The sequence below is a fragment of the Neobacillus niacini genome (assembly GCF_000759675.1).
Lineage (GTDB): Bacteria > Bacillota > Bacilli > Bacillales > Cytobacillaceae > Neobacillus > Neobacillus niacini_A.
The window spans coordinates 1-420 of record NZ_BAWM01000089.1; the positions used below are offsets into that span (position 1 = coordinate 1).

Sequence of the window (420 nt, forward strand, 5' to 3'; positions counted from 1 at the left end):
GCGCCCGTAGCTCAATTGGATAGAGTGTCTGACTACGGATCAGAAGGTTATGGGTTCGACTCCTTTCGGGCGCGCCATATTTTATCGGGAAGTAGCTCAGCTTGGTAGAGCACTTGGTTTGGGACCAAGGGGTCGCAGGTTCGAATCCTGTCTTCCCGACCATTCTTTTACTCTAATAATATGGGGCCTTAGCTCAGCTGGGAGAGCGCCTGCTTTGCACGCAGGAGGTCAGCGGTTCGATCCCGCTAGGCTCCACCAATTATATTAATTAAAAAAATATGTTGACAATGTTATAATGCATTTGTTAAGATATTAAAGTCGCCAATGCGACTATGTATTGTTCTTTGAAAACTAAACAAACAAGAACGTCAACAAACAATTTTTTAGCTTTTTATAAAAGCTAAGCCAACGTAACTTTTA

The 420-nt window shown here is 42.9% G+C and carries 3 tRNA genes; all 3 read left to right on the forward strand.

Annotation, left to right across the window (positions count from 1 at the left end):
- Window positions 1–77, forward strand: a tRNA-Arg gene (locus TR08_RS21595).
- A gap of 8 nt (window positions 78–85) precedes the next feature.
- A tRNA-Pro gene (locus TR08_RS21600) sits at window positions 86–162 on the forward strand.
- Window positions 163–182: 20 nt separating this feature from the next.
- Window positions 183–258 (forward strand) — tRNA-Ala (locus TR08_RS21605).
- The last annotated feature ends 162 nt before the right edge of the window (window positions 259–420 follow it).